Below are 19,006 nucleotides of genomic sequence, written 5' to 3' on the forward strand. Positions count from 1 at the left end.
GTCACCGGCGTGATGGCGCGATCTGGGGCGTGCGCCTGACCAAGTGCTGCGTGTACTCCTCTCCCGCGCTGCGAGGCGAGTACCCAAGACCTGTCGCTCGCTCCGGGAGCCGGCAAGCCTCCGGAGCGAGCGGTCCTGGCCGGGCGATGTTCAGCGCAGGTCGCGGCGGTGGAAGGCATACAGACCGACCGTGAGCAGTGCCACGTCGATGAGCAGCATCCAGGCCACCGGCGCGGCCTGGAATTCCTGACCGGGAATCCGAGGTGTGTGGGTGAACGGCTCGAGGTCGAGCAGCCAGTGGGGGAACCCGGAGATCGAACCGAGAAGGAACAGCGCGATGAAACCGACCAGCACACCCCAGGCCACCGGGGTGAATCGCGGGGCGAGGCCGAACAACAGGACGGTGATCGCGGCAAGCATCCAGATGGCAGGCAGTTGCACCAGCGCGGCGCCGAGCACGCCGGGCAGCTTCGCGCCGATATCGTCGGCGGCCAGGCCGTAGACAAGTCCGGTGACAAGCCCGGCGGTCGTTATCGCCACTGCGGGACCGACCAGAGCGAACACGATATGGCTTGCTGCCCAGCGGATCCGGCTGACCGCGCCGGTCAGCACCGACTCGCAACGAAGCTCGCTCTCCTCGTTGTAGAGCCGCAGTGCCGCCGAGATGGCCAGCGCGGCACTACCGACCGCGAGCATCGTGAACGCGATGGTGATGAACGAGTCCTCGAGTGCCTGTGAGCCGCCCATCCGGTTGAGCACGTCCGCGACGGCGTCGCTGTCGCCGATCGCGTCGCCGATGCCGTTGACGACACTACCGATGAGCAGCGCGTACAGGCACAACCCGATCGTCGCCGCGATCAGCACGCCACGATGCAACCGCCACCCAAGCCCGAGTACTCCGCCGAGTGTGGCTGCGGCCGTCGGCTTTCCTGGACGTTCGGCGATGAGCCCCGCGCCTACGTCGCGGCGGTGCAGCAGCAGGTAAGCGACAATCGTGAACGCGACCGCCGTTGCCAGGTGCAGCAGCAGCACCCACCAGCGTTCCCCAGCGTAAGGGCGCACCTGTAGCGACCATCCTTGCGGGGCGAGCCAGGTCAGCACACCGGTTCCGGCGTCCCCGACCGCACGCAGCGCGAACGTGGCGCCGAGGGCGCCGAACGCGATCATGCGGGCGATGCGCGCACCGGCGCTGAGTTGCGCGGCGACCGCGGCGACCGCGGCGAACACAATGCCCGAGCCTGCCAACGCGAGCCCGAACGCCACCGAACCGGCCTTGGGCACGTCTTTGGTGAGCAACCCCGCCGTGCCGATCAATCCGGTGGTCAAGGAGGCACCGAAGCCCAGGAGCAACGTCGCCGTCAGGCTTGCGTAGCGTCCGACGGAGGTGGATTCGAGCAACTCGGCCCGGCCGGTCTCCTCCTCCGCACGGGTATGCCGAATGACGGTGAGTATCACCGCGACCGCGATCAGCGTGTGGAACATCCCGGCTTTCCAGATGGCCACCGCGCCGAGACTGTCGTTGTAGATGACCCCGTACATCGCTCGCTGAGCGGGACTGCCCATGATCGATTCCAGGAACGAGGCGCGATCGGCCGCGGTCGGGTAGACGCTGTCGATACTGCCCACATAGACCGAGGACAGTGGTACAGAAAGCAACAGCACCCACAGCGGCAGGATGATTCGGTCGCGCCGCAGATACAGCCGCAGCAACTGTCCGGTCCCGGAGAGTTCGGAGGAACTCGCCAACTCGGCGGAGTGCCGAGGACCCGCGAGCACCGCGGTCGTCATGCGGTCACCCGCTGCGGCTCGCGACCGTCGGCCTCGTAGTGTCGCAAGAAGAGCTCTTCCAACGTGGGCGGCTGACTCACCAGGCTGCGCACTCCAGCCGCACCCAGTACCCGGATCAGCTCGCCCAGGCTTTCACTATCCACCTGAGCGTGCAGCACATTGCCCTCGATCGAGACATCCTGCACACCGGGGATCTTGCCGAGATCGCCAGGATCGCGAATGAGTTCGGCTTTGATCGAGGTGCGGCTCAGATGGCGCATCGATTCCAGCGTGCCGCTCTCGACCGTCCTACCCGCTCGAATAATCGTGACGCGCTCGCACAGCTGTTCCACTTCCGACAGGATGTGACTCGACAGCAGCACCGTGGCGCCACGGTCGCGTGCTTCGGCGACGCATTCCCGGAATATCTGTTCCATCAGCGGGTCCAGTCCCGATGTCGGCTCATCTAGCAGGAGCAGGTCGGCATAGGACGAGAACGCGGAAACCAACGCCACCTTCTGTCGATTTCCCTTGGAGTAAGTGCGCGCCTTCTTCCGCGGATCGAGATCGAAGCGTTCGATCAGCTCGGTGCGGCGTTTCTCGTCGATACCGCCGCGCATCCGCGCCAGCAGATCAATCGTTTCCCCGCCGGTCAGGGAGGGCCATAACGTCACATCCCCCGGCACATAAGCAATATCGCGATGCAGTTCGACGGCATCAGCCCACGGGTCACGGCCCAGCAGCGTGGCCGTTCCTGACGTTTTCCGCAGAATACCGAGCAGCACCCGGATAGTTGTGGACTTACCCGCACCGTTCGGACCCAGGAAGCCGTGAATATCCCCTTGGGCGACTTCAAGATTCAGCCCATCCAGCGCATGTACCTGGCCGAACTGCTTGCGAAGGTCGCGCACTTCGATCACGTTGCTCATTGATTCTCCTCAGGTGAATCGGGGGATGCGATTCGCTCGCGCTCGGCGAGCAAGGTGTCCAAGGCCATCCGGTCGGTCAACAGACTCTCGGTGTAGAGCTCCACTGCGGGCAGCATCACCTGATCGGCATAGGCACGCAGCGCTTCGCCGTAGTCGATCTTGCCGTCGGCATCCTGGCGTAGCTGTAAGAACAGCATCAAGCCACCGCTGCCGACCATCGCCAGATAGCGAGCCCTAGCTTTCGGATCCCGGCTGGGCCGTATCGTGCCGGCCGCGACGCCCTCGGCTAGATACTGCTCGGTGTCGGAGACCGAACGCTCGAACAACGAGGCGGCAAGCTTGCCCCCAGCTTGATAGCTGCGTGCGATGTAGGCGATCAGTGGGGCGAACTCCTCGATCTCGGCGAGCGAGGTGAGCAGTCCCGCCGGGGTCGGATCGCGTATGTACTCCGACTTCGCTTTGCGGACGACTTCGAGCACGTGCGCGTCACACTCCGCACGCAGGCTCTTCTTGGACCCGAAATGGTGGTTCACCAGGGCCGGCGATACCCCGGCGGCAGCTGCGATAGCGCGAACCCCGATGGAAAACCCTTGCTCACCGAATATCACGATCGCCGTGTCCCGGATCCGGGCTCGCGCGGTCAGGTCGGCATCGGAGGATCGCGCTAAACGCATGTTCAACATACTAAACAAGTGTTCAGCCTCGACGCAAGAGGCTATCCGTGCGTGAACTGCTATCGGCGCCAACCTTCGGATTCCTCGCCACACCGGCCGGTGCACCAACGATCGAGATCCGCGCAGGTCAGAGGCATTTACCTGGACTTTTCCCGTCCACACACGGACTCTGCTACAGTCTCGTTTGACGATGCATCGTCACGCCGATGTAGTTCAATGGCAGAACTTCTGCTTCCCAAGCAGACAGCGCGGGTTCGATTCCCGTCATCGGCTCAACAACATAATGGCCCCGACCAGCAGGTCCCGGTTCGGGGCCTTTCTTACGCTCCGGAGGTCCACCTCAAAATCCACCCTATAGCCCAGGTCTCGACCTCCGGCGATGGGAGCGCGTGGCCGCCGGATACCGAATCCCGCTCACGGACAAGGACAATGCCCGCGACCCCGGCTACCCTTGCGAGGTGCAGGTCACGCCGAAGCGGAGCCTGGCTCAATGAGTGTCGACCCCAGAGGGTCGATCACCATCGACCGCCTCGACGTGCTCGACGCGATGCCGCCCGGCGCCATGATCTCCGACCACGGCCGCGTCGCCGTACGAACCCCTATGGGCATATGGGCGCACTCCGACGGCCAGCGCTGGGAGCCCTCGGTTCCCGTGCAGTTCATCAAGATCCTGGGCCGCTAACCCCGATCCTCGCCGGGCGCACGAGGGGACGCCGGGGTATCGAGCCATGCCCCCTCACATCACCAGGAGTGCAACATGATCGCTCGCCCCGGATTCGCTCCAGGGCGGCTTTCTCATACGTCGGCCACGACTAGCGTGCCGTCCAGCCCTGCATGACCGAACTTCACATCAGCAGCGCGATACGAACCGCCGCTTAGCCAAGTGGGCAAGCGCGAAGGCAGCGAGAAGACCAGTGCCGGTACCGTATGCCCCATGATCGGGGCAGTTGTATTCGATGTTGGGGAAACGCTCGTTGATGAGACGCGCGAGTACGGAACTTGGGCAGATTGGTTGGGGGTGCCGCGACATACCTTTGTATCGGTCTTCGGGGCAGTTATCGCTCGCGGCCAGGACTACCGGAATGTCTTCCAGGTTTTCCGGCCCGGGTTCGATCTGGCCGAGGAGCGAAAGGCGCGAGCGCGAGCTGGTCAGCCGGAAAACTATTCCGAAGACGACCTGTACCCCGACGTCCGGTCGGCTCTGTCGACGCTCCGCGCTATGGGGATTTGGGTGGGGATCGTCGGCAACCAGACTGTCAGGTCAGGACAGATTCTGCGCAGTCTCGACTTGCCCACCGATTTCATTGGCACATCCGATGATTGGGGTGTCGAGAAGCCCTCGCCCGCGTTTTTCTCGAAGGTGGTCGAGGTCGCGCCGTGCAGCGCTGCCGAGATCATCTACGTGGGAGATCGGATCGACAACGACGTAGCACCAGCAAAAGCGGCCGGCATGCGGACCGCCTACATTCAGCGGGGCCCGTGGGGGTGGATCCTTCGCGACATGCCAGAAGTCGCGGAACTTTCCGATTGGAGGATCCGCGACCTCTCCGAACTGCCGGGAATTGTTGCTACGGAAAATGAATGCTAGGCGGACAGTGACCTGATCATTGTGTGCCAGTTGTACAGGTGATCGTCGAGCGCTCTCATCTGCGGCAGCGAGTCCCATTCCCGCAGTGTTTGGCGCACATCCTTCACTCGATCCATCGCGGTGGCATACCACTGTTCGCCGAGCTGCCCAAGTGCTTGCTCCAGGTAGGCGCATGCCTGTTCAGGATCTCGTTCCAGGACGGCGGCTGACGCGAGGTCGGCGAGGTAGACCGCACGCTGCTTGATCTCCTCTATTGGCAGCTCGGCCAGCGCGCGTTCCAGCGTCTCGCGCGCCGCCGCACCCTTGCCTGCCGCCAGCAGGGTGTTGCCCTTGAATCCGGCCAGTCTCGTCGGCGAGAACCAATCCAGCCATGGCGGGCTGGGGTGCCCGTCGGCGTCGTGCTGCTCGTACATCTCCTCGGCATGGGCGATCAGTTCGAGTGCCCTGCATGTGTTGCCGAAACGAGTCTCCACCTCGGCCTCGACCGCGTCGAGCCACGCCAGCATCTCCGCGCTGACGCTGCCCCGGCGGGCGAATGCGCGTGCGCCATGGAGTTTGTCGCGCGCGTCCTCGGCGCGCTCCGGGTCGCCCGAGAAGGCCGGCGCGAACGCCATATGCGCCAGTGTTGCGGCACCTAGCAGCTCGTCTTCGGCCTCTCCTGCGGCCTGGAGCGCAAGGGTGAAGCTTGGCTTCGCCATGTCAGGCTGCTGAAGGTCGAAGAACTCGAGCCTTCCAGCGAGGAGGCTGGACTCCGATACGGCCCGCGCCGTCACTTCTTCAACCGAGAACAGGGGTCACTCGATGTTGAAAGCTTCGCTGCCATACTGGCCACAGCCGCTGCATTGCTGATCGCCGCACCGAGGCCGCCGCCGATGGTCCGGATAAAATCCTGACCGGCTTCCTGGGGGTCTCGCCGGTGCATTCGGGAGCTCCTCCTCCGGCAAGTCGCAGCCGCGATCGCACAGCACGATCTACCCCGACTTCGCCTCATGTAACCGCGAGGCAGCGCGGCTGCGGAAGCCTGGCGTCATCGCCGAATGCAACCCCGTCGGCGGGCGGGTGGCCAGTACCACCTGGTCGTTATGACGCGCTGACCGGCGGTTCAGGTGATCCGCACGTAGGTGTTGGTGCCGGAGTTGATCGTCAGGTAGTTGGCCGTGCCTGCCAAAGCCCGGAGCGTGAGGTCGCCAGCGCCGATGGATACGGTCCCTGACACGGTCACCGTTGCACTGCCGAACGCAGGCACACTGGTTGCTGACCCGGTGGCCCGGTCGACACCATTGACCTGCAGTTTCAGGCTCCAGAAGGGATGATGCCCCAATGAACGCGCACCGTTGCTTGTATGGCGAGCATACTGGCCGGTTCGGCACCGATAGCGATGCCGTCCGCTACGCCTATCTCCTGTCTCCGGCCCGAGCACCGTCAACTGCACGCGTGGCGCGAGAGAGGAGCTCATGGGCCCGTGGTGTCTGGCGGACCTCGAGGTTCTTCCTCGCGAGCTGTAATGCCCGATGGGGGTCGGCACCTGCGTTGAGCCAGAACTCCGCCGCGTGGTCGGCGAAGGCCCCGGGATGTCGCGCGACCAGTTCGTTGTAGCGCGCTGCCGCATGGGCACGCCACTCACGAGCCTCTTCTGCGCGGCCGACCTCGCTCAGTATGCGGGCGAGTTGTGCCGGGTAATCGGGGTCGTCGGAGGAGATCGTCAGCGGGTGCAGCCGGGCGACCGCGGAGTCGGTCTCGCCGAGCGCCGCCTCGACTTCGGCCAGATGGCCTCGAGCGGGGGCGTAGGCCGGAAGGCGGCGATGCGCGGCGCTGAGCCAACTGTGCCCGCGTGGGAGATTCCCCTGCGCGAGCCACATCATGGCGCGCCGAAAGTAGAGCTGCGCCAGCGGAATCGGCGAGACCCCACGGTAGCGATCCCGACTCTCGTCGAATAGATGCTCCGCGGTGGCCACGTCCCCGCTCTCAGCGCAGAGCGAAGCCAGCGCCGCGACAGAGGCGAAATCAGCTCGGCGTTTCACAGCTTCCCACATGAATGTGAGGGCTTCGTCGTAGCGTCCGACCGCCTGGAGGATCGCGGCGTGTTCGGCATCCACCACGGGGGGATCTGCTCCGAGCCGTCGGGCTTCGTCGAGGTCACCCAGCGCATCGGTGAAGCGATGGAATGTGGCTCGCGCCCGGGCTCGAGCGATGAGGGCTACGCCGTCAGCCGGGTGATCGTGCGCGAGCTGTTCGGCCCGTGCTTGCGCCCATTCGCAGTCCGCGATGCGACCGAGGATGTGCCCCCGCAGCGCCACGAGTTCGATGAGCTCGGCTCGATCACCGACATCGAGCCCTCCCGCGAGGGCCATCCGCTGCTGGCCGTCGATCTGCGCTTGCAGATTCGCCAGCGCGAGAGCACCTGTCGTCGTTGGTAACTCGTCATCGATCACCCCGCCGGTTGCTGCCGGGTCGCTGCATCTCGTCATCACCGTCCTCACCCGGACTCGTCAAGGGAAAGCTCGATCTTGGCCGGAGGGTTCAGTTCCGGGGGAACGAGATATGGGAAGGTGCGAGAGGCCCGAACTGCCTGTTGGTCGACACCGTCGCTGATCCGGGCGCCGTTGCCGGCATTGACCAGCGTCGTCACAATGGTGTCTCCGACATCGTCATTGAGGCTTCGGCCACCACAGGTCTGATGGCTGGCGCCGTTCAACAACGCCCGCTCGATCTCGAAGTAGCTATCCTCCGTATACGGCTTCGACACATCGATCACCATGAAATCGGCCAACAGCAGCTCGGTCAGGGGGTGGATGCCGTGCGCGTCCGGCGGCCAGTCGGTCTTGTGGTCGAGGCTATCCCAGAAGCCGAGATTCGCGTTCATCCGCGCCCGATACGCACCAAGGTATGTCGGCCCCAGGTTATATGGGTCCTCCTGGTTATACAGATCGCGAATATCCAGATCCCGGTTGACGGTATCGAAGTCCTTTGCGCCGAGGACGACGCTCTTCATCAGGGGGCGGCCGAAGCGCTCGAGACGGACCGTGATCGGCCCGGGAATCATCGTTTCGCCGACGACGGCAAACAGCGGTCCGGCGTCCGCCCCGAAAGTCGTGGCGATGTCGAGTTCGACGACGATGCTGAGGACGTTTTGGCGGTACTGCCTGCTGTCGCCGGGGCTGACAAACGCCAGCTGTCGGGTCATTATGGTTTGCGCTGCCCTGATGCCGTCGAAGAAAAATGGATCCATCCGCCGTCCGGCAAAGGCGCGCAGGCCGTGAGCCTTTCCACCCTGTTCGTCGTTCACCCGGAAGGACACGGTCTGGCCGGTTGAGGCGGTGCAGGTGCCTTCCTGCGCGAGCGGCGAGCCGGCCTGGTACTCGACTGGGCTCGCAAAACGGAAGCTGAAGATGTACTCCTTCTCGCCGACGGCAAACGCGGCTGCGGTTCCGCGCGGGATCGTGACCGGCCGCAGCCGGAATCGGTAGTCGACCGCATCGGAAAACAGCGCGGCTGGTTCTGCGTTCGGAAACACATTGAGCACCAAGACCAGAAAGCCGGGCTGTTCCGGACTGGGGAAGGCGTAGACGTCGGTGATGTCCACAACGGGATCTGCCAAGGCCCGAGGCCCGGAATTATGGTCAGACATTTCTCACCAACTCCTTCAGACCATCGAAAAGACTCTGGCGGAGCGCGATCTCACCAAACGCAGGCACCGACCATCCCGTCGGGAAGTGCGGGCGGCCCAGGGCGCGTCAGATCGTGCGTTCTCCTCGTCAGATCGCTGCGTTCTCCTCGTCAGGCCTCGAGATCGGCCAACCAGTGCAAGGCGCGCAGGCCGGGCACGAAGAAATACTCACCTCCCCGTGTGACGACGAAAGCCGGCAAACCCTGTAGCCGCCTGCGGATCGGCTGTTGAGGGATGGTGAAGTGATCGCTTCCGTTGTTCGCGCCCGCGATCGGGTCCTTATCGCCGGCAGGGCCATGAAAGAACTGCCCCTTGTTCACCCACTCCGACTGGACGAACTCGAATTGCCGCTCCAAGTTCGCGCCGACAAAGACGAACGCCAACCCTCGTTCGGCGCCATCGTCCTCGATGACCCCGGGCGGAAGCATCGGGCCGTAGCTGGTGCCGCGCCGGATCATGCGATGAAAACGCGCGAAGCCGCTGATGTCTGAGTCGCGCGGATTCAGACGTCGAATGTGTGAGCCGGGGGGTGTTTTCAAGCCCTGCGGATCATCGTTGTAGAGGAAATCATTGTTGAGTTTCGGGTCGGCACCCAACTCGGGGTCATCGCGCATCGGACACAGCGCCAACGGCGCGCCGCTCTGCCAGCGCCCCATCATCTTTGCCGCCAGAAAGTCTTCCTCTTGCGGGCTCGAGGAGTTCGCCTTCAGATACTGGCGAAACGCCGCAACGCGTTGGTGCAGCTTGCGAAAAGCGACATAGGTACCGTTCTTACCCAGGACCTCGGGCCGCGGCATCGGAGGCAGTTCATGCCGCTCATTCTCATAGCCCAGCAAAAACTCACCCGCCTTAAAGGGCTTCTCTTGGGGGTTCGATCCCGGAATGCCGCTTCCTTCAATTGCTGGATGACTGATGCCGTCTCGGAACCCGAAAGCTTCTTTCTCCGTGGGCAGCACGTGACAATCCAGGCTCCATAGAGCGGTGACCCCGGAGAGTTCCTCAAACGCCGTCCGGGCGCGCGCGAGTACGCGCTCGAGTCCGGCCGCGTCGGGTGAGAGCGCGCTGAGCCCGACATGGACCTCCGGGGTCCCAAACGGCTTCTCCCAGTTTTCGGGGGCGCTGTCACCGACATCCCCCAGTTCTGCCGCACGCGCGGCCATGCCCTGCTGGAACGCCAGGGGGAAGCTGTCGAGCGAGTCCTGCGGAACACCCAGCGCCTCGAGGCCCTGGAAACTGAGTCCTGCACTGACCCAAGCCTGGTGGCTTGGATCCATCGGGCTCGTGGCGTCGGCGATCGCCGGAATCAGCCTCCGTAAAAGCTCACGACCAGCGCGCCGGTCGTCGATGCGCAGCACAATATAGGCGCCGACATACGGCGAGGGCCGCGGATGTATGGCCCCGTTCTGGATATCATCCAATTCGAGCACGACAGGCTCTTCTACTGTTGCCATGGATACGCTCGTCTCCATAACCGGTGGCAGCCGCCAACCGTTCCGCCGTGCGAGTTCAGCCCGCCGCTTCCTCCAGCAGCGGCTTCAACGCCGGGTGCTGGAGCGCCTGCGCGGCCTCGGGGTGGTCGAGCACCTGTTGGAACGCCTGCTGCACACGCAGCGCCTTGTCGATCTCTTGCACGGTCGCATCGTTGGTATTGGCGAAGATGTCGGCTTCCGTCTGGGTCTCGACCAGCCAATTCTTGAACGCCTCCCACGACATGGAGTCGTAGCCGCCTTCGGGTGCTTCCACAAGGTGATTCATCCAGCCGAACTTGATCTGGCTCTTGTCGCCGCCGACGAGGGATGCGATGGCGTCGTCGAAGTAGGGGTCGAAATCCAGGTCGAAGCTGATCGTGATGAGAAGTCTCGTGCCGTTGTCGAGGACCACATACCTGGCGTCGTGAACGCCGATCTTCTTGTACATGTCCCGTACATCCCCCCGGCTCGACAGGCCCGCCGCAATCTCATCGATCACCTGCTCGGCATGTCCGGGCTTTATATGCCACAAGGCGCAATACTCGGTCACCGGCCCGCTCTTCTTACCCTTTCGTGGCCGTCTGGCCGGCGTTGCCTGTTGCGTACTCGCCATGGCTATCTCCTTCGTAGTCGGTCACTTCTGACGTGTGACTCACCCTCACCCGTGCGGTTCATGAACCAGACCAGCAAGGGGTTTCGAAGTACCAGATCCTGATAGCCGGCAACGAGAACAAGGCTTCTCGTCACCTACGAGGGTCTCCGTCTGTGTGGAGCCGCCCGTCGCGATCGAGTCTTCCACATCGATCCGTCGCTCACGGCGTTTCCCCTGACGTGAAGACAAAAGTCGCAACTCTCACGGATTCCCGCCTCCTCACGACATTTCCGCGCAATGGCGGGCTGGACTCCGTGGCGCCAACGAACGAGACGGAACATTGACGTATCTGCCTCCGATTGGAGAGATAATTGTTATAGCTCTGCGGAAAGATCACAAGCAAAATGGAGTTTTGATAGCGAGCGTGACAGCCACGTTCACCTGCGGGACCGGTGCGAGAGGACTACTGGGCGGCGGTCCCGCTGTCCCGACTCGCGTCCGGGTAGGCCGGACGCCGATGGATGACGCGCTGAAGGGTCTGCCGTTCGTGACCACCACCGTGGACGGACGGCTATGCCGAGTGGGTGACCGACGACCGGATGATCACGGTTACCGAGATCGACTGGTTCGGACGGCCCGCCGGTCATGTTCGAGACCGATATTCGAGACACTGGTGCTTGCCGCGACATTGATGGGGTGGTTAAGGAGGAAGCATGCCCGCTTTGGCTGACCTTGCCGTGGGGATCGCACCCCTCGCCGGTGGATTGGCTCTCGGTGCAGCGGCGGGATATCTGAGGGGCCCGGATGTCCGCAAGACGATCAAGCAGGATATGGAACTGCTGGACCACCTACCTCCGGAGGAGGTGGAGCGGCGAGCCGAACTCCAACGGAGCATCGATAGTCGCATCGACGACCTGGTCGCGACCGTCAACCGATACCGGCCGCTGCGCACAGCGGCCGCCTCCTATCGCGGCGGCTTGCGCGACATCCTGCTATTTATCTGCGCGATTCTGTTTACGGTGGTCTGGTGGAGCGTCGATCACCATAAGGGCAGCTGGCTACCGATGTTCGTTGTTCTCATTTTGATTTCAGTGTGGGCGGCCGGCTATGCGTTCAGCGGTCTCCGTAGATCCATACTCGGTTTCCGGCAAAGGAAGGACTGATCTACAGCACCGTGCCAGCCGGCATCACTGAGGTACCCGGTTCCTTCCGGACAGTGCTCCTCGCGCGCCCACGACTGCCACTGTAACCACACGCCCCTCGGCATGAGCGCGCAGTCTGAAAGGGGTCTTGCGTCCCGGCACCAACCTTGTGAACAGCCAGTTCCTGCCATGATCTTGACTCTAGACATCGGCGAATCCGGCAGCCGCGTTGTAGACCGCCACCGAGTCCCGGACCTTCGTCGCGAGGAACCGCATCCGGTCCGGCGTGAGGTAGCCGCCTCGAAAAGCAGTCTGGTCCAGCTCAGCGGCCACCTGGTCGAGTGCCAGTCGAGCAAACCGGGTCTGATCGGACATTCTCTGGTTTTACCACTGTGCGCCGACAAACACCGCCACGCACACGTCGTGGCACGTGGCAACGTTTGCGGCGCATCGACAGGCCAGGACGGATGGGCACCGCGCAATCCCCGTTTCCTACGCGCCTTGCGCCTTACTATTCGACGGAAATCAACAAGTCATCCGGATTATTAATCAGATCAATCTCATGACCCTTCGCTGCTATTTGAGTGACTGTTGAATTCGTCTGACACCACAGCAAATCTATTTGGCCGGATTGACCGTCTACCTGAATGCTCAAGTACTTCTGGCGTGGACTAATGGTGTCGCCTACGCTGACGTAAACGTCCGACACGACGAATACTATCGGCGGGCCCACTGAAATACTCATTGAACCTCCAATTCTCGACGTGGTACATCGAAACCCTGTCACGCTGGTCGAGCGGCAATTATCCAGCTGAATACCGTGGACCAGGCGCGATGCCCAACCGCCTCATACCCTGACGAGCGCCGCAACAAACAGCGCACCGAAAAGTGATGGGACAAGATGGGGAGAAAACGTCCGCAGCCACGGTTTCGGATGGCGAGACCTTCATCCGGTCTTTTACTGGCAGACTTTCTAGGCGTGCCGAAGTGACACCCACGGCAGCCCGAACAGCTCGTGGCTGTTCCAGCCACGAGCTGACGTTTCGTCGCGGCCGGGGTCTACCCGTTCTTCAGGGTGCCGCCGTCGATGACATAGTCGGCGCCGATGATGTTGGCGGCCTTGTCTGACACCAGAAACGTTATCAGCGCGGCAACTTCTTCGGGCTCGGAGATCCGGAGCGAGGCAATGGAGAACAGCTCGGGAATGGCGGCGAGGAACTCGTCGTGCTTTGTATCGTTGGCCGCCGCGAGCATCGCACCGAAGCTGTCGACGCCACGCCACAGTGGGGTGCCGACCACGCCGGGGGAAACGGTGTTCACACGCACACCCTGCGGGCCGAATTCCTCGCTGAGCCGTTTGCCGAAGCTGGTGAGCGCGGCCTTCGCTTCGCTGTAACCTACCGGTCCCATCGCTGGTACCTGCGCGAAGATCGAGGACACGTTGACGATCGCGCCTCGTCGCTCGAGGATGCTGGGCAACGCTGCCCGCGTGGCCCAGATGGCGCTGAAGAGGTTGAGATCGAAGAGGTTTCGCCACTGCCGGTCGTCGATGTCGAGGAAGCCGCCCAAGCCGAGTTCCTGGGCGTCGCCGCCACCGACGTTGTTGACGAGGATATCTATTCCACCGAGTTCCGAAAGCGCCGCGTCCACCACTGCGGTCGCACCCTCGGGCGCCGACAGATCAGCGGAAACAGTTGCCACACTGACCTTCTCCAGCTCCGGAGAGATAGTGCGAGCCGTGCCCAGCACCCGTGCCCCTTCCGCCGACAAGGCTGCCGCGACGGCTAGACCGATTCCGCGGCTCGCTCCAGTGACTACGGCGGATTTGCCGGCAAGTCCGAGGTCCATGAGGTTTTCCTTTCGACCTTCAGATCAACAATTAGGGTGTGAAAAGGTCGGCTGAGCGAGCAGGAAGTAGCCTTTCAACACCGTCGGTGCGAAATACGTTGCGAGCCAGTCGATCACGGCGTCGATCCTCCCACAACTGACAGCTACACGTCCCCGTTCGGCCGTAGCCCGTCCAGAATCCGGCCCAGGTCGGCAATCGCGGGCCGGTACATCGGCGCGTAGCCGGTGCCGGACGCGCGGCGCGGATCCGCGCAGTCACGTGGCCGGGTATGACCCGCTCGGTCGATTCGGCGTAGTGGGCGCGGACCGCGATTTTATCCGTTACTGCGCCCGCTCAGGGTGCGCAACGGCGACTTCGTCTCCGACCTCTGGGCCGCGTTTCCTGGCGACCATGCCGACGAGTGGCACATGGGTGAGGCAAATCGCGAGAGGCGCCTCCATGGTGTGCCGCTCAACGGGGCAGCAGACGGTAGAGGGAGGTAGTTTCGGCTGCGCGGGCGGTGTGGAGGGGTGAGGTGGGGTTGTGGGATCGGGGGTGGGTGGGGCGAGTGTCGAGTTGGGCGGCTATGTGCAGGCCTGCGGCGGCGATGCGCTCGAGCAGTTCGCGGCGGGTTCGGAGACCGAGGTGTTCGGGGAGGTCGGAGAGAACCAGCCAGCCTTCGCCACCTGGGCGGAGGTGTGCGCGGAGGCCGGAAAGAAAGTCGTGCAGCATGGACGAGTTCTCGTCGTACACACCGCTTTCCAACGCTGAGGTCGGCGTGGCCGGGATCCATGGTGGATTGCAGACGACGAGGTCGGCGTATCCGTCCGGAAACAGCGTCGGGCCCTCGACGTCGACCGACGTGCATCCCAACCGATCGAGATTGGCGCGGGCACAGGCCAGGGCGCGGGTACTGCTGTCGGTGGCTTTGGTTCGGGTGACCCCTCGACGCGCCAGCACGGCGGCGAGCACGCCCGTCCCGGTGCCGAGATCGAATGCCGTGTGGACCTCGCCCGGCAGTGGCGCCCGCGCGACGAGATCGACATACTCGCCGCGAACCGGGGAGAACACGCCGTAGTGCGGATGGATACGGGCGCCGAGGGCGGGCACGTACACGCCCTTTTCTCGCCACTGCTGCGCGCCCAGGACACCGAGCAACTCGGTGAGCGCGACTACCGTGCACCCGTGCGGCACGCCGTATGCCTCCCGGCATGCCCTCCGCACATCGGGAGCGCGGCGCAGCTCCAGCGAATGATCGTCCTCGAGGAGAACGAGCAGCTTGCCGAGAACGCGCGCACGGCGGTGCCGCGCCGCACGATGCCGGCGGAACGCTTCGGCCGGATCGGCACCGAGCACGACGTTGCGATCGACCCGCCTACCCATCGCCTGCAACAGTTGCTTGGCATTGTGGAAGTCACCCCGCCACAGCAAGGCTGTTCCCGCCCGAGCCAGGCGGCATGCGGCGTCGGCGGTCGTCCGGTCGTCGGCGATGACCACCGAATCCGGTGGCGGCGCGGTACTTTCGGAATGCCAGCGAGCGGATCGGTGCGTGTTGTCTTCGCTCCAGGAAACGGTGGACACCGGATACTCCTCGTGATCGAACGTGCAAAGATGCGAAAAGTACTTCGACGAGGAGTCGCGAAAAAGACCTGTGCGGTGTACACACAGGAATCAGCTCAAAGCTGTTCTATACCCGCGCCGAAGTGCGCGGGGAGTCGCCGAGAACCATGCCGAGGGTCATGACCAGGCCTTTCAGAGAGACATGTGAGTCTCTCACAGCGTGAGCACGGCAGCACAGCCGACCCGCCCCCGGCGCGCGAGACCCGAATCGGGTCCGCTCGCGGGTGGTCAGGCTGCGCCATTCGTGGGTTCGGCGTGGAGGCGGCGGAAGCGGCTACCGTGGAAGACAAGGGGGTCTACGTCGGCGCGGGTGGCGATGCGGTGGATGCGCAGGATGACGACGGCGTGGTCGCCCGCGGGAACGTTGGCTTCCGGGACGCCCTCGATCCAGGCGGAGGCGCCCTCGATGAAGACGGCGTCGCCGGAGCCGCGGCGCAGATCGACGTCGCGGAAGCGGTCGCCGTCGCGAGCGCCGAGCGAGCGGGCAGCGGCCTGCTGGTCGATACCGAGCAGGCTCAGGCCGAGGTGGCTCGCGGCAGCGAGCTTGGGCCAGGTCGCTGAGGAGTTCTGCACGCAGAACGAGACCAGGGGCGGGTCGAGCGAAACAGGGACGAAAGTGCTGACGGCGAGACCATATGGAGTCCCGTCGATTTCGGCGCACACCGCGACGACACCGCTGGGGAAATTGGCGAACGCACGACGGAGACCTGCTCCGTCGGCAGGGAATTCGAACTGGTCATGCATGATTCTCAGCCTTCGAGCTGGTGGTCAGTGCCTGGGCGACAGAGCGCCATCGATCACTGTACCGGTCGATCTCGCCGTCCTCATGGAATGTGCGGTCGGACAGGTAGAGCCCCGGCAGGGCGGCCGTGGCTCCGATCTCGACCAGCACGGGTTTGAGCAGCAGGTCCGGAGCCAGGGCGTGGCCTGGTCCCGCGCCGAGCATCACCGGAACCGCGAGCACGTCCGCGAGCCCGGTGCCGCCGTCGAACTGCTCGAGGAACAACTTCAGTAGTCCGGTGTATGTCGCCTTGAAGGTGGGGCTGGCGAACACCACGAGTTCCGAGTCCGCCACGGTGCGCGCCGCCTCGGCCACCGCTGGGTCACCCCAGCCGAGCAGACCCGGTCCCAACGTCACGAGATCGATCACAGTGGGCTCGGCCTCGGGGCGCAGCCCCTTCGCCACCAGTGTGGCCGCGGTCAGGGTGCGGGAGGCGGGCTTCGGATTCCCGACGACAACGGCCACTGTCACTTTCGTATCCTTTCGCTCGCATGCTGTTCGGCGGTCAAAGCACGCCGTGCAACGGCGGCGCCGTATCGTGCAGCAGGGCACGGCCGATGTGCTGGTACTTCCAGCGCACAGGGTCATGCAGAGTATGTGTGCGCGCGTTGCGCCAGAAGTGGTGCAAGTTCAGATCCGCCGCGGCGCTGCGCGTGCCGCCGACCTCGAACAGCGCGGCGGAAACGTCGTTGGCCGCGCGATCGGCGAGCACCTTGGCGGTCGCGACCGCCAGGGATGCCTGTGCCGCGCGATCGGCGCCGGGTTGGGTCCGGGTGGCCGCGTCGACCGACCGTCCCGCGGCCGACAACGTCGCCTCGGCGGCGGTCACCGCGACGGACAGTTCACCGAAGCGTTGGATCAGCAACGGGTCGTCGACCGCATCGGCAACGCCCGCCTCGAACCACGGACGACTTCTCGTGCGCACGAACTCCGTTGCCGCGGTGAGTGCTCCGCGCGCAATGCCCGCGTCGACGGCGGCGTGCAGCAGCTGGGCGAACGCGCCGTAACCCTTCGGCGCGTGCACCGCACCCGCCCTGGGAACCACCTGACCGCGGTCCACGACCACACCCTCGAAGGACACCGTTCCACTACCGGTGGTGCGCTGCCCGATGCCGTTCCAGTCGTCGACGATCCGCACCCCGGGAGTGCTCGCCGGAAGGTAGGCGATGTACTCCCCCGGCTCCAGCCCGCTGTGCCCCTCCGGGTCGTCCAGCCTGGTCAGCACGGCGAGCAGGTCGGCGAACAGCGATCCGGTGCAGTAGTACTTCACGCCGTCGACACGGAACCGGTCGCCGACCGGCCGCAATGTGGTCGAGATTTCGGCGATGGTCGCACCGCCGCGCTCGGACTGCGCGTTCGCGATCCGTGCACCATCGAGCACCCGGCTGAAGTACCGCTCGCGCTGCTCCGCCGAACCAGCGAGCCGGAGCAGATTCAGATACACGAAGTGGCTGTGCGGGATCTGGGCGATGTTGGGGTCGGCGGTGGCGAGAATCCGCACCACCTCCGCGACAACGCTCGGGGCCGAACCGGCGCCGCCGTAGAAGGTGGGCACGGTGATGGCGAGCAGGCCGCTGGCCGCGAGCCGGTCGATCTCCGCATGCGGCAGCGTTCGATCCCGATCCCGCGCGGCGGCCCCCGACGCGAAGTCCGCCGCGAGCCGCTCCGCGACCGAGAAAGCCTGCGCCACCGACAGAATGCGGTCGGCGGCGACCGCGGTCATCAGCTGACCGCCGCGACACGCCGCTGCGCGGTTTCCAGCTCGCGAACCAACGGGAGGACTTTCGCACCGAAGTACTCGATCTCCTCCTGGAAGTGCAGGAAGCCGCCGAGGATCAGATCCACACCGAGCTGCTTGTAGGCGACGATCCGTTCGGCCACCTGTTCCGGCGTGCCGATCAGCTTTGTGCGGAAGCCGTCGTTGTACTGCACCAGGTCTTCGAATGCCGAGTCGGCCCACATGCCCTTGCGGTCCTTGGTCGACGCGCCCGCCTGCTGAACGGCGTCTCGGAAACCCTCCACCGCAGGCTTGTTCGCCTTCTCGATAATCTCGCGCAGAGTGTCGCGGGCTTCCCGCTCGGTGTCGCGGGCGATGATGAAGCCGTTGAGCCCGAACTTCACTTCGCGATCGCTGGCACGCGCCACCGCACGCAGATCGTCGAGCTGTTCGGTGACGCCGTCGTAGTCCTTGCCGTTGGAGAAGTACCAGTCGGCAAAGCGTCCGCCGTTGCGCCGGGCCGCGGTGGAGTTACCACCTTGGAAGAGCTCAGGATTCGGGCGCTCGGCGGTGTTCAGCGGCTTCGGCTTCAGCGTGAAATCGCGGATGCGGTAGAAGTCGCCGCCGTAGTTCACGTTGTCCTCGGTCCAGATCCTGCGGATCACCTCGAGGAATTCGGCGCTGCGCCGGTATCGCTCGTCGTGCTCGAGCCATGGCTCGCCGAGCGCGGTGAATTCTCCCGCGAACCAGCCGGATACGACATTGATGGCGAACCGGCCGTTGGACAGGTGGTCGGCGGTGGCGCCGAACTTGGCGAGGACGGCGGGATGCCAGAGCCCAGGGTGGATCGCGGCGATCACTTTCAGCCGCTCGGTCGCGCCCAGCAGAGCCAGACTGAACGACGTGGACTCGTGCTGGTATTCGGCGCCGTAGGAGGCGGTGTAGCGAACCTGTGAGAGCGCGTAGTCGAAACCGTTGTTCTCCGCGGTTTGCGCGAGTTTCTTGTTGTACTCGAAGTCCCAGCCGGTGCGCTGTTCGATAGCACTGGTGACCAGTCCCCCGCTGACATTGGGCACCCAATAGGCGAACCGGATCTGCTCGGCGATCTGCTCCGTAGTCATAGCTGCTCCATGGTGTTCGGGGGGTAGCCGTCGGATCGGAGGCCGGGCACAACCCATGCGCCCGGCGCTCCCTCTACTCCAGCACCGCCACCCGACCGGCACGAGGGTTTG

Annotated in this window: 18 protein-coding genes and 1 tRNA gene; 4 read left to right on the forward strand and 15 right to left on the reverse strand. The window is 64.3% G+C overall.

The annotated features are described in order from the left end of the window. Nucleotides 1–150: 150 nt before the first annotated feature. From OH799_RS23010 to OH799_RS23020, 3 genes are read right to left on the reverse strand one after another with little or no spacing between them, the layout of a single operon-like run. Nucleotides 151–1,788 (reverse strand): ABC transporter permease, encoded by a 1,638-nt coding sequence (locus OH799_RS23010; RefSeq protein ID WP_406267716.1) that lies wholly within the window; start codon nucleotides 1,786–1,788, stop codon nucleotides 151–153. Next, nucleotides 1,785–2,696, reverse strand: coding sequence for an ATP-binding cassette domain-containing protein (locus OH799_RS23015; RefSeq protein ID WP_406267718.1), 912 nt, complete (start codon nucleotides 2,694–2,696; stop codon nucleotides 1,785–1,787). The genes OH799_RS23010 and OH799_RS23015 overlap by 4 nt, the downstream gene beginning before the upstream one ends. Continuing rightward, nucleotides 2,693–3,370: a TetR family transcriptional regulator gene (locus OH799_RS23020; protein WP_406267721.1), complete on the reverse strand. Its 678-nt coding sequence runs from the start codon at nucleotides 3,368–3,370 to the stop codon at nucleotides 2,693–2,695. Before OH799_RS23020 ends, OH799_RS23015 begins: the two co-directional genes overlap by 4 nt. Before the next feature lie 202 nt (nucleotides 3,371–3,572). Here OH799_RS23020 and OH799_RS23025 point away from each other — a divergent pair. From OH799_RS23025 to OH799_RS23035, 3 genes are all read left to right on the forward strand, one after another. Next, a tRNA-Gly gene (locus OH799_RS23025) sits at nucleotides 3,573–3,643 on the forward strand. 217 nt (nucleotides 3,644–3,860) lie between these two features. After that, on the forward strand, nucleotides 3,861–4,052 hold the full coding sequence (locus OH799_RS23030) for a hypothetical protein (protein WP_406267724.1): 192 nt from the start codon (nucleotides 3,861–3,863) through the stop codon (nucleotides 4,050–4,052). A 252-nt stretch (nucleotides 4,053–4,304) separates the two neighbouring features. Next, nucleotides 4,305–4,958, forward strand: a complete 654-nt coding sequence (locus tag OH799_RS23035) for an HAD family hydrolase (protein ID WP_406282410.1) — start codon at nucleotides 4,305–4,307, stop codon at nucleotides 4,956–4,958. Here OH799_RS23035 and OH799_RS23040 read toward each other — a convergent pair. The 5 genes from OH799_RS23040 to OH799_RS23060 form a co-directional block, all read right to left on the reverse strand. After that, complete coding sequence (locus tag OH799_RS23040) at nucleotides 4,955–5,656, reverse strand: hypothetical protein (RefSeq protein WP_406267727.1); 702 nt, start codon at nucleotides 5,654–5,656, stop codon at nucleotides 4,955–4,957. The two genes, OH799_RS23035 and OH799_RS23040, sit on opposite strands and share 4 nt — an antisense overlap. A 696-nt stretch (nucleotides 5,657–6,352) precedes the next feature. Then, nucleotides 6,353–7,426 (reverse strand): hypothetical protein, encoded by a 1,074-nt coding sequence (locus OH799_RS23045; protein WP_406267730.1) that lies wholly within the window; start codon nucleotides 7,424–7,426, stop codon nucleotides 6,353–6,355. Between the two features lie 8 nt (nucleotides 7,427–7,434). After that, a complete protein-coding gene (locus OH799_RS23050) occupies nucleotides 7,435–8,586 on the reverse strand; it encodes a DUF4331 family protein (protein ID WP_406267733.1) in 1,152 nt (383 codons plus the stop codon). A 149-nt stretch (nucleotides 8,587–8,735) separates the two neighbouring features. Further along, nucleotides 8,736–10,076: a Dyp-type peroxidase gene (locus OH799_RS23055; RefSeq protein WP_406267736.1), complete on the reverse strand. Its 1,341-nt coding sequence runs from the start codon at nucleotides 10,074–10,076 to the stop codon at nucleotides 8,736–8,738. Nucleotides 10,077–10,131: 55 nt separating this feature from the next. Next, nucleotides 10,132–10,707, reverse strand: coding sequence for a hypothetical protein (locus OH799_RS23060; RefSeq protein ID WP_406267739.1), 576 nt, complete (start codon nucleotides 10,705–10,707; stop codon nucleotides 10,132–10,134). A gap of 692 nt (nucleotides 10,708–11,399) precedes the next feature. Between OH799_RS23060 and OH799_RS23065 the strand changes: the two genes are divergently transcribed. After that, a complete protein-coding gene (locus tag OH799_RS23065; protein WP_406267742.1) occupies nucleotides 11,400–11,849 on the forward strand; it encodes a hypothetical protein in 450 nt (149 codons plus the stop codon). A gap of 180 nt (nucleotides 11,850–12,029) precedes the next feature. On the opposite strand, the gene OH799_RS23070 is transcribed toward OH799_RS23065, so the two are convergent. From OH799_RS23070 to sfnG, 7 genes are all read right to left on the reverse strand, one after another. Continuing rightward, complete coding sequence (locus OH799_RS23070) at nucleotides 12,030–12,203, reverse strand: DUF6374 family protein (RefSeq protein WP_406267745.1); 174 nt, start codon at nucleotides 12,201–12,203, stop codon at nucleotides 12,030–12,032. Between the two features lie 684 nt (nucleotides 12,204–12,887). After that, nucleotides 12,888–13,676 carry an oxidoreductase gene (locus OH799_RS23075; protein WP_406267747.1) on the reverse strand — a complete coding sequence of 263 codons (789 nt, stop codon included), beginning with the start codon at nucleotides 13,674–13,676 and terminating at the stop codon, nucleotides 12,888–12,890. 451 nt (nucleotides 13,677–14,127) lie between these two features. Beyond that, nucleotides 14,128–15,237 carry a methyltransferase gene (locus OH799_RS23080; RefSeq protein WP_406267750.1) on the reverse strand — a complete coding sequence of 370 codons (1,110 nt, stop codon included), beginning with the start codon at nucleotides 15,235–15,237 and terminating at the stop codon, nucleotides 14,128–14,130. Between the two features lie 267 nt (nucleotides 15,238–15,504). Further along, nucleotides 15,505–16,020, reverse strand: coding sequence for a flavin reductase family protein (locus tag OH799_RS23085; protein ID WP_406267753.1), 516 nt, complete (start codon nucleotides 16,018–16,020; stop codon nucleotides 15,505–15,507). After that, entirely contained in the window at nucleotides 16,013–16,528 is a 516-nt protein-coding gene (locus OH799_RS23090) for an NADPH-dependent FMN reductase (RefSeq protein ID WP_406267756.1), read from the reverse strand. Before OH799_RS23090 ends, OH799_RS23085 begins: the two co-directional genes overlap by 8 nt. 34 nt (nucleotides 16,529–16,562) lie before the next feature. Then, nucleotides 16,563–17,780: an SfnB family sulfur acquisition oxidoreductase gene (locus tag OH799_RS23095; RefSeq protein ID WP_406267759.1), complete on the reverse strand. Its 1,218-nt coding sequence runs from the start codon at nucleotides 17,778–17,780 to the stop codon at nucleotides 16,563–16,565. Then, nucleotides 17,780–18,895 carry a dimethylsulfone monooxygenase SfnG gene (sfnG, locus tag OH799_RS23100; RefSeq protein WP_406267762.1) on the reverse strand — a complete coding sequence of 372 codons (1,116 nt, stop codon included), beginning with the start codon at nucleotides 18,893–18,895 and terminating at the stop codon, nucleotides 17,780–17,782. The genes OH799_RS23095 and sfnG overlap by 1 nt, the downstream gene beginning before the upstream one ends. Nucleotides 18,896–19,006 lie beyond the last annotated feature (111 nt).

Origin of the sequence: Nocardia sp. NBC_00881 (assembly GCF_045207455.1) — a bacterium.
Taxonomy (GTDB): Bacteria; Actinomycetota; Actinomycetes; order Mycobacteriales; family Mycobacteriaceae; genus Nocardia.

Bases quoted from the DNA above. Each gene is read 5' to 3' on its own strand.
- OH799_RS23035 (WP_406282410.1), top strand. From the start codon at position 4,305: ATGATCGGGGCAGTTGTATTCGATGTTGGGGAAACGCTCGTTGATGAG.
- OH799_RS23075 (WP_406267747.1), bottom strand. From the start codon at position 13,676: ATGGACCTCGGACTTGCCGGCAAATCCGCCGTAGTCACTGGAGCGAGC.
- OH799_RS23095 (WP_406267759.1), bottom strand. From the start codon at position 17,780: ATGACCGCGGTCGCCGCCGACCGCATTCTGTCGGTGGCGCAGGCTTTC.
- OH799_RS23010 (WP_406267716.1), bottom strand. From the start codon at position 1,788: ATGACGACCGCGGTGCTCGCGGGTCCTCGGCACTCCGCCGAGTTGGCG.
- OH799_RS23060 (WP_406267739.1), bottom strand. From the start codon at position 10,707: ATGGCGAGTACGCAACAGGCAACGCCGGCCAGACGGCCACGAAAGGGT.
- OH799_RS23015 (WP_406267718.1), bottom strand. From the start codon at position 2,696: ATGAGCAACGTGATCGAAGTGCGCGACCTTCGCAAGCAGTTCGGCCAG.
- sfnG (WP_406267762.1), bottom strand. From the start codon at position 18,895: ATGACTACGGAGCAGATCGCCGAGCAGATCCGGTTCGCCTATTGGGTG.
- OH799_RS23020 (WP_406267721.1), bottom strand. From the start codon at position 3,370: ATGCGTTTAGCGCGATCCTCCGATGCCGACCTGACCGCGCGAGCCCGG.
- OH799_RS23040 (WP_406267727.1), bottom strand. From the start codon at position 5,656: ATGGCGAAGCCAAGCTTCACCCTTGCGCTCCAGGCCGCAGGAGAGGCC.
- OH799_RS23065 (WP_406267742.1), top strand. From the start codon at position 11,400: ATGCCCGCTTTGGCTGACCTTGCCGTGGGGATCGCACCCCTCGCCGGT.
- OH799_RS23085 (WP_406267753.1), bottom strand. From the start codon at position 16,020: ATGCATGACCAGTTCGAATTCCCTGCCGACGGAGCAGGTCTCCGTCGT.
- OH799_RS23055 (WP_406267736.1), bottom strand. From the start codon at position 10,076: ATGGCAACAGTAGAAGAGCCTGTCGTGCTCGAATTGGATGATATCCAG.
- OH799_RS23030 (WP_406267724.1), top strand. From the start codon at position 3,861: ATGAGTGTCGACCCCAGAGGGTCGATCACCATCGACCGCCTCGACGTG.
- OH799_RS23070 (WP_406267745.1), bottom strand. From the start codon at position 12,203: ATGTCCGATCAGACCCGGTTTGCTCGACTGGCACTCGACCAGGTGGCC.
- OH799_RS23050 (WP_406267733.1), bottom strand. From the start codon at position 8,586: ATGTCTGACCATAATTCCGGGCCTCGGGCCTTGGCAGATCCCGTTGTG.
- OH799_RS23045 (WP_406267730.1), bottom strand. From the start codon at position 7,426: ATGACGAGATGCAGCGACCCGGCAGCAACCGGCGGGGTGATCGATGAC.